At 68.6% G+C, this 7858-nt stretch carries 9 protein-coding genes, 1 tRNA gene and 1 pseudogene; 8 read left to right on the top strand and 3 right to left on the bottom strand.

The genetic code is table 11. The features are described from left to right. The 5 genes and pseudogenes from ACILQS_RS14195 to pstB all read left to right on the top strand — a co-directional run. Positions 1–240: pseudogene (locus ACILQS_RS14195) on the top strand (DNA mismatch repair protein MutT); the annotation flags it as partial. Positions 241–368: 128 nt separating this feature from the next. Continuing rightward, complete coding sequence (locus ACILQS_RS14200; protein ID WP_395640781.1) at positions 369–1454, top strand: phosphate ABC transporter substrate-binding protein PstS; 1086 nt, start codon at positions 369–371, stop codon at positions 1452–1454. A 126-nt stretch (positions 1455–1580) separates the two neighbouring features. Further along, entirely contained in the window at positions 1581–2516 is a 936-nt protein-coding gene (gene pstC / locus ACILQS_RS14205) for a phosphate ABC transporter permease subunit PstC (protein WP_395640782.1), read from the top strand. Continuing rightward, the gene (pstA, locus tag ACILQS_RS14210; protein WP_395640783.1) at positions 2516–3601 is read left to right on the top strand and encodes a phosphate ABC transporter permease PstA; all 1086 of its coding nucleotides are present in this window, start codon (positions 2516–2518) and stop codon (positions 3599–3601) included. Before pstC ends, pstA begins: the two co-directional genes overlap by 1 nt. A 32-nt stretch (positions 3602–3633) precedes the next feature. Then, positions 3634–4413, top strand: a complete 780-nt coding sequence (pstB, locus tag ACILQS_RS14215; RefSeq protein WP_395640784.1) for a phosphate ABC transporter ATP-binding protein PstB — start codon at positions 3634–3636, stop codon at positions 4411–4413. Positions 4414–4427: 14 nt separating this feature from the next. On the opposite strand, the gene ACILQS_RS14220 is transcribed toward pstB, so the two are convergent. The 3 genes from ACILQS_RS14220 to ACILQS_RS14230 form a co-directional block, all read right to left on the bottom strand. After that, positions 4428–5129, bottom strand: a complete 702-nt coding sequence (locus tag ACILQS_RS14220; protein WP_395640785.1) for an anti-sigma factor domain-containing protein — start codon at positions 5127–5129, stop codon at positions 4428–4430. After that, entirely contained in the window at positions 5126–5701 is a 576-nt protein-coding gene (gene sigK, locus ACILQS_RS14225) for an ECF RNA polymerase sigma factor SigK (protein WP_395640786.1), read from the bottom strand. Before sigK ends, ACILQS_RS14220 begins: the two co-directional genes overlap by 4 nt. A 344-nt stretch (positions 5702–6045) precedes the next feature. Further along, positions 6046–6675 carry a DNA-directed RNA polymerase subunit beta gene (locus ACILQS_RS14230; RefSeq protein ID WP_395640787.1) on the bottom strand — a complete coding sequence of 210 codons (630 nt, stop codon included), beginning with the start codon at positions 6673–6675 and terminating at the stop codon, positions 6046–6048. Positions 6676–6754: 79 nt separating this feature from the next. On the opposite strand from ACILQS_RS14230, the gene ACILQS_RS14235 reads away from it, so the two are divergent. The 3 genes from ACILQS_RS14235 (at position 6755) to ACILQS_RS14245 (ending at position 7665) form a co-directional block, all read left to right on the top strand. After that, the gene (locus tag ACILQS_RS14235) at positions 6755–7057 is read left to right on the top strand and encodes a DUF6907 domain-containing protein (protein WP_395640788.1); all 303 of its coding nucleotides are present in this window, start codon (positions 6755–6757) and stop codon (positions 7055–7057) included. Further along, positions 7048–7120, top strand: a tRNA-Lys gene (locus ACILQS_RS14240). The genes ACILQS_RS14235 and ACILQS_RS14240 overlap by 10 nt, the downstream gene beginning before the upstream one ends. A 347-nt stretch (positions 7121–7467) precedes the next feature. Next, positions 7468–7665: a type II toxin-antitoxin system VapB family antitoxin gene (locus ACILQS_RS14245; RefSeq protein WP_395640789.1), complete on the top strand. Its 198-nt coding sequence runs from the start codon at positions 7468–7470 to the stop codon at positions 7663–7665. Positions 7666–7858 lie beyond the last annotated feature (193 nt).

The raw sequence follows: 7858 nt of genomic DNA on the forward strand, positions 1-7858 counted from the left end.
CCCGTTCAGGGAGTCGTCGCGTCCCTCCTCGATGAGCGCGTCACCGCGGTGCTGTGCAGCCACGGGCCGGTCCTGCCGCAGATCATCGACGCCGTGACCCGGGCGACCGGCACCGCGGACTCGGCGCGCCTGCAGCGCGCCGCAGCGCTGGCGACGGGCGAATACGCGGTGCTGCACGTGCCGGTCGACCGTCCCGAGAGCGGACTCGTCGCGGTCGAGATCCACGGCCCCGCGGTCTGACCGTTAGTCCCGCGTTAACCTCCCGTTCACTGACCGCCCGAAGGCTGGTCACACGGCTTTCCTACCGTCGACACTCGGGCCCGCTCGGGCTCGTCCTGTAATGACATTTCATTCCCGAAGGGAACACAGTGAACATCAAGCGCTCTAGCGGCATCGCCGCCATCGCTCTGGTCGGGGCCCTCGCCCTGGCCTCGTGCGCCACGAACGAAGGCGGCACCGACACGCCGGCCGAGAGCACCCTCGAGGGCACCCTCGTCGGCGCCGGCTCGTCGGCTGTCGGCGCGGCCCAGGAGACCTGGATCGCCGAGTTCCAGACCGCCAACTCCGGCGTGACCATCACCTATTCCCCGGATGGCTCCGGCGCCGGCCGCGAGACCTTCCTCGCCGGCGGCAGCGACTTCGCCGGCACCGACCGTGCGTTCAACGACGAAGAGGTCGCCGCCGGCGGCTTCGCCTCGTGCGCGCCCGACTCGGGCATCGTGCAGCTCCCGCTGTACATCTCCCCGATCGCCGTGATCTTCAACCTCGAGGGCGTCGAGACGCTCAACATGGACGCCGACACGATCGCCGGCATCTTCGCGGGCACGATCACCAACTGGAACGACGCGGCCATCGCCGACCAGAACGAGGGCGTCGAACTGCCCGACCTGGCGATCACCGCCGTCCACCGCTCGGACGACTCGGGCACCACCGAGAACTTCACCGACTACCTCGCCCAGGCCGCACCCAGCGTGTGGTCGTACGAGGCTGACGGCATCTGGCCGATCGCGAGCGGTGAAGCCGCTCAGGGCACGTCCGGTGTCGTCGACGCCGTCACCAACGGCACCGGCACCATCGGCTACGCGGACGCCTCGCGCGCAGGCGAGCTGGGCACCGTCGCCGTGCTGATCGGTGAGGACTACGTCCCGTACTCGGCCGAGGCCGCCGCCGCGATCGTCGACGCCTCGCCGTTCGTCGAGGGCCGCGAGGACTTCGACCTGTCGCTCGAGCTCGACCGCACGCCCGACAGCGAGGCCTACCCGGTCGTCCTGGTCGCGTACCTGGTCGGCTGCGAGACCTACGCCGACGAGGCGCAGGGCGAACTGGTGAAGGCGTACTTCACCTACATGGCCAGCCCCGAGGGCCAGGCCGCTGCCGCTGAGGGTGCCGGTTCGGCCCCGATCTCGGAGACGCTGTTCGAGCGGGTCACCGCCGCGATCGACGTCATCAGCTAACCAGCTCCACCCCCTGACGGGCTGCGCCGCGGTGCCAGTGGCACTCTGCGACGCAGCCCGTCAGACTGGGGCCAGCGTGCCCCGCACCCTCCAGCCGCCTCGTCCCAGAACGGTCCTCGAGAGCCCATGACGACAGTCCGCCCGACCCGAGCCAAGCAGCGTCCCGGCGACCGGATCTTCTCCACGAGCACGAGCGTCGCCGGCATCCTGATCCTCGTCGCCCTCGCCGCCGTCGCGGTCTTCCTCCTCGCCGAGAGCGTGCCTGCGGTCGTCTCGGGACCCGACGAGCTGCGCCCCGGGGCCGAGAGCTTCTGGGCCTACGTCGCCCCCCTCGCCTTCGGCACGATCTGGGCCGCCGCCATTGCACTGGCAATCGCGTTCCCCATCTCGATCGGCATCGCCCTCTTCATCTCGCACTACGCCCCGCGGCGCATCGCCCAGGGCCTCGGCTACATCATCGATCTGCTCGCGGCCGTCCCCTCCGTCGTGTTCGGCCTGTGGGGCATCAAGGTGCTCGCGCCGCTCGTGACGCCGTTCTACCAGTGGCTCACCGCGAACCTCGGCTGGATCCCGCTGTTCGCCCCTCCCGCGTCGGGAACCGGTCGCACGATCCTCACCGTCGGCATCGTGCTCGCGGTGATGATCATCCCGATCATCACCGCGATCTCGCGGGAGATCTTCCTGCAGACCCCGGTGCTCCACGAGGAGGCGGCCCTCGCCCTCGGCGCGACCCGCTGGGAGATGATCAGCATGGCGGTGCTCCCGTTCGCCCGGCCCGGCATCATCTCCGCCGCGATGCTCGGCCTCGGACGAGCGCTCGGCGAGACCATGGTCGTCGCCATGGTGCTGTCGCCCGCCGTGCTCATCAGCTTCGTGCTGACCGGCTCCAGCAACCCGCTCACCATCGCCGGCAACATCGCCCTCAACTTCCCCGACTCCAGCGGAATCGAGGTCAACGGTCTGATCGCGAGCGGTCTCGTGCTGTTCATCATCACGCTCGTCATCAACTCGATCGCACGGGTCGTCGTCAATCGCCGCAAGGCCTTCTCGGGAGCGAACTGATGACCACCACGACCGCGCGGCCGATGTCGAACTCCCTCACCACCGGCCGCCTCCCGAAATGGATGCCGTGGGCCCTTCTCGCGGCCAGCTGGGTCGTCGCGGGCATCATCGTCGCGCTCACCCAGGCGGCCTCCGCGGACGCCGGTGACTTCAACATCGCCGGCGCGGTGTTCCTGGGGACGATCCTCTTCGACATCGTCATCTTCGTGATCGCCTGGCTGGTCGAGGGCGCGCGTCAGGCGCGAGACCGGCTCGTGACGTCTCTCGTCGTCACGGCCTTCGTCATCGCGCTGCTGCCGCTCATCTCGCTGCTCTTCACCGTCGTGGTGAACGGGCTGCCGCGCTTCGACCTCCTGTTCTTCAGCTCCTCGATGCGCAACGTCGTCGGCGAGGGTGGTGGTGCGCTGCACGCGATCATGGGCACTCTGCTGATCACCGGTGCGGCGGCGCTCATCTCGATCCCCGTCGGTCTGCTCACGGCGATCTACCTCGTCGAATACGGGCGGGGCCGACTCGCCGCCGCGATCACCTTCTTCGTCGACGTGATGACCGGCATCCCGTCGATCGTCGCGGGGCTGTTCGCCTACGCGCTGTTCTCGCTCCTGACCGACGACCCGGGCATCCGGTTCGGGCTCGGCGGATCGGTCGCCCTCTCGCTGCTGATGATCCCGGTCGTCGTGCGCTCGAGCGAGGAGATGCTGAAGATCGTGCCGAACGAGCTGCGCGAGGCGTCGTACGCCCTCGGGGTTCCGAAGTGGCTGACGATCATCAAGGTCGTCATTCCCACCGCGATCGCCGGCATCGCGACCGGCGTGACCCTGTCGATCTCCCGCGTGATCGGCGAGACCGCCCCCCTGCTGATCATCGCCGGGTTCACGACGAGCATGAACTACGACCTCCTCGACGGGCGGATGATGACGCTGCCGGTCTTCGTCTTCAACCAGTACGCCAACCCCGGCACCGACGTGCAGGTCTACCTCGACCGCGCCTGGACCGGCGCCCTCGTGCTCATCCTCATCGTCATGGCGCTCAACCTGATCGCCCGCCTCGTCGCGAGGATCTTCTCGCCCAAGCTCGGTCGCTAAGACCTCGATCCGAAGAAACCCCAAGGAGACCCGTGTCCAAGCGCATCGAAGTCCGCGACCTGAACGTGTACTACGGCAAGTTCCGCGCCGTCGAAGGAGTGTCGCTCACGATCGAGCCCCGCACGGTGACGGCCTTCATCGGCCCGTCCGGCTGCGGCAAGTCGACTTTCATCCGCACGCTCAACCGCATGCACGAGGTCATCCCGGGCGCGTACGTCGAGGGCGAGGTGCTCATCGACGGCGACAACCTCTACGGCCCCGGCGTCGACCCGGTGCTCGTGCGGCGCCAGGTGGGCATGGTCTTCCAGCGGCCGAACCCGTTCCCGACGATGTCGATCCGCGAGAACGTGCTCGCCGGGGTGAAGCTCAACAACCGCAGCATCTCGAAGTCGGATGCCGACGTGCTCGTCGAGTCGTCGCTGCAGGGCGCCAACCTGTGGAACGAGGTCAAGGACCGCCTCGACAAGCCCGGTTCGGGTCTCTCCGGTGGTCAGCAGCAGCGGCTCTGCATCGCCCGGGCGATCGCGGTCAAGCCCGACGTCATCCTGATGGACGAGCCGTGCTCGGCCCTCGACCCGATCTCGACGCTCGCGATCGAGGACCTCATCGAGGAGCTCAAGCAGGAGTACACGATCGTGATCGTGACCCACAACATGCAGCAGGCGAGCCGGGTGTCGGACAAGACGGCGTTCTTCAACATCGCCGGCACCGGCAAGCCGGGCAAGCTCATCGAGTACGACGACACCACGACGATCTTCAGCAAGCCGAGCGTGCAGGCGACCGAGGACTACGTCTCCGGCAAGTTCGGATAAGTCTCCCGAAAGGGTCAGGCGGTCGGGATGACGACGATCGGCGTCGTGGTCGGGGCGTCCGAGCCCCCCGCGGGTTCGATCGTGATGCCGATCGCGTCGCCGGTATCCAGGTGCCCGGTGAGGTCGACGGTGAGGGTCTGCGACCCGCTCGTCCCGAAGGTGGCGTTCGGCTCGGCGTGACCGGCTTCGTCGATGAACCAGGCCTGGTAGACGCGATCCGCCGGGAGCACGGCCATGTCGTCGACGAGGATGACAGCCCGTCCGAGCGACTCCGACCAGACGGCGGTGACGCTGCCGCCCCCCGTGACGTCGCCGACGACGCGCTCGTAGTCGGCGGCCGCGGTGATCTGCTCGACCATCGACGGCTCCCGGGTCAGCTGCACGGCGACGGTGGCTCCCCCGGCGATGAGGACGATCGCGGCGGCGGCGCCGATCACCGCGGCGACGGGACGGCGGAACCACGGGCCGCGCACGACGTTCGAGGTCTGCGGGGCCGCGTCGACGGCATCGAGGATGCTGGCGCGCAGCGACGACGACGGGGCCACGGGTGCGGCCGCGAGACCGAGCAGGGCGGCGGTCTCGGTGAACTCGTCCACCTCGGCGGCGAGGCGCGGCGAACGGCGCAGCTCCTGCTCGAGTTCGCGACGCTCGGCGGCGGTCATCGCGCCCACGGCGTACGAGGCCGCGCGGGTGGTGAGGTCGTCGGGGTCGGTCACGAGGTCACCCCCAGTTCGTCGCGCAGCCGGATCATCCCGTCGCGCAGTCGGGTCTTCACGGTACCGAGCGGGATGCCGAGGATCTCGGCCATCTCGCTGTGGCTGTAGCCACCGTAGTAGGCGAGGATGACGGCTTCACGCTGCAGTTGGGTCAACCGGCTCATCGCGTGCTTGACGCGCTCGTTCTCGACGCGGATCTCGACGGACTCCGACACCTGGTCGAAGTCGCGCTCCATGTCGCGGATGCCGATTCTGAGGTCGCGCTCGTGGCTCTTCTGCGAGGCGCGGATGCGGTCGATCGCCCGGCGGTGGGCCATCGTCAGTACCCAGGCCATCCCGCTGCCTCGGTTCGAGTCGAACTTCGACGCCTGCTGCCAGATCTCGAGGAAGACCTCCTGGGTCACCTCCTCGGACTGCGCGCGGTCGCGCAGAAGGCGGGTGACGAGACCCATGACCCGTGACGAGATGCGGTCGTACATCTCCGCGAAGGCCGCCCGGTTTCCCTGAGCGACGTCGCGCAGCAGGCTCTCGATCGAGAGATCCTGGGCGGAGTCGGGATCGACGGCATGCACGAGTTTCAGTGTCGCACCCGCGGGCTGATTCGCCCGATCTGCACCTCGGTCTTGACTCCGGACCGCGGACAGGTCACTCAGCGAGGCGATGCTCATCGGGTTTCCTTCCGGGTTCCGGGGACGGGAATGTCGACCCGGGGCGCGGTGTCTGGGATGGCTCGGAAGCCCACCGCACCCCGGTACCTGTCTATTCGGGGCGGTGCGACCGATGGATTGGAGCTCGACGCCTCGAGGAGGGCGGAGGGAACCGAGCCGCAGAAACGCCTCTCGGCGCAAGGCCGCTCGAAGCGGCGAATATTGGAGCCCGGGGTTACTGCGGCCCGGCTCCGACAGTTTACCCGGGGTTACTCGAGGGCGCCGTCGCGCGCCAGACGGGCGCAGGTCGTCAACTCCTCGGCGGTGGTCGTGAGCCGCAGCGCGCGGGTCGTGAGCTCGCTCGCGCGTTCCGGGCTCGCGGCATCCTGGTCGTCGGCGACGCTCGAGGCCCCGGCCGCCGCCACCCGGCAGAACGCCGCAGCGCGGTCGAGCGCCAGCGCGAAGTCGCCCTCGAACACCCCGCGCAGGATGCGGTCGGCCAGGTCGGTGACCTCGTCCGGTCCGGCGGGGATCGGCGCGCCGGCCACGAGGGCGTCGATCGTCGGCAGCACCTCGGTGCCCCGCTGGAAGAGCAGGCTGACGCCGGCGGGGTCCTGGTGGATGAGCAGTCGCACGAGGTACAGCCGCCAGAGGGCACCGGGCAGGGTGTGCGGTCCGGAACGGGCCCACAGCTCGGCGACGGCGTCCAGCCCGTGCTCGTCGGTGTAGTGCACGAGGCGATCGACGACAGCGGGGTCGCCGGCATTGCGCGCCCGGGAGAGGAGCGCGCGGGCGGTCTCGTGCGCGACCCGCATCACGCGCGCGGGATCGTCGCCGCCCTCGAGGGCGTCGAACTTCGACCCGCTGAACAGCGTCGGCTTGTGGAAGGCATCGGACACCCCTCCACGCTACGCGGCGTCGGGGCTCGGTGTCCGTGCCTGCGTCTAGCGTGCGAGATCCATCGAGAGGGTGAGGACCATGACCCAGTGCCCGCCGTGGTGCGTCGCCGACCACGACGCCCGAGGCGAGCCCGGAGGAGTCGAGCACCGCGGAGAGACCTACGCCGTGCCCGTGATGCTCGAGGGCCGCGGCCACGGCGGCCCGCACGCCGCGGAGCTCCTCGTGGAGGTGTCGCGTCGTCGGGATGAGGTCGCGGTGTGGGTCTACCTCGGCGACGGCTGGACGGGGTTCTCGCTCTCGCGGGAGTCGGCCGCACGGCTGTCGGGCGCTCTGGCGTCCGCGCTCCGCGCCACCGGTACGCTGGAGTCTTCGGGCCTGTAGCTCAGTCGGTAGAGCATCGGACTTTTAATCCGCGGGTCGTGGGTTCGAGCCCCACCGGGCCCACCGTCTTCTTCCCTTTGTTTACGGGTTTTTCGGACCATCTTGGTCACGATGGAATCGTGAGGTTGGGAAGCGATCTCTGATCGGCACGGGCGGTATTTGCAGGTCTCATCGGCCATATCCCGTCGTTTACCTGGTCGCGCCCAGCGACCGGGCGAACCACAGGTCGGCGCTAGTACTCGTTTGCCTACTCGCGCACCGCGAGTACCCAACCCGCGCGGCTGCCCTGGAAGCGTTCGCTTCCTTGCCGACGAAATCGAGGGCAAGGGAGCTCGCTCCCGCGGCAGACACTCCTGGTCAAGCGGCCGCGGTGTATATATACTTAGAGCCGAACTTATATAGGAGGAACGATGGCCATCACGAGCGTTGACATCGACACCGAGACCCTCCGACTGGCGAAGTCGTCACTCGGAGTGCGCACCAACCGCGAAGCGATCAACCTTGCTCTGCGGGACGTCGTGATGCGCCGACGCCAGATCGAGGCGATCGACGTGCTGGCCACCATCCCGGTCGACAGCGACGCCACGACTATCACCTATGGCGAATAGCTCCCGCACAGTTCGGGGCCCCTCGCGGGTGCGAGCAGCCCGCCGGGTGGCTCGCGCTCCGAAACGCCCGACCCGGTTCCTGGTCGACACGAGTGTGTGGGCTCGGCTCGCAACGACGCCAGAGGTTGTGGAAGAACTGAAGAAGATCGTCGAACTCTCCAGTCCGGGCGATCTATTGGTGTGCCCTCCCGTT

Origin of the sequence: Pseudolysinimonas sp., assembly GCF_044239695.1 — a bacterium.
In the GTDB taxonomy this organism is placed as follows: Bacteria; Actinomycetota; Actinomycetes; order Actinomycetales; family Microbacteriaceae; genus Pseudolysinimonas_A.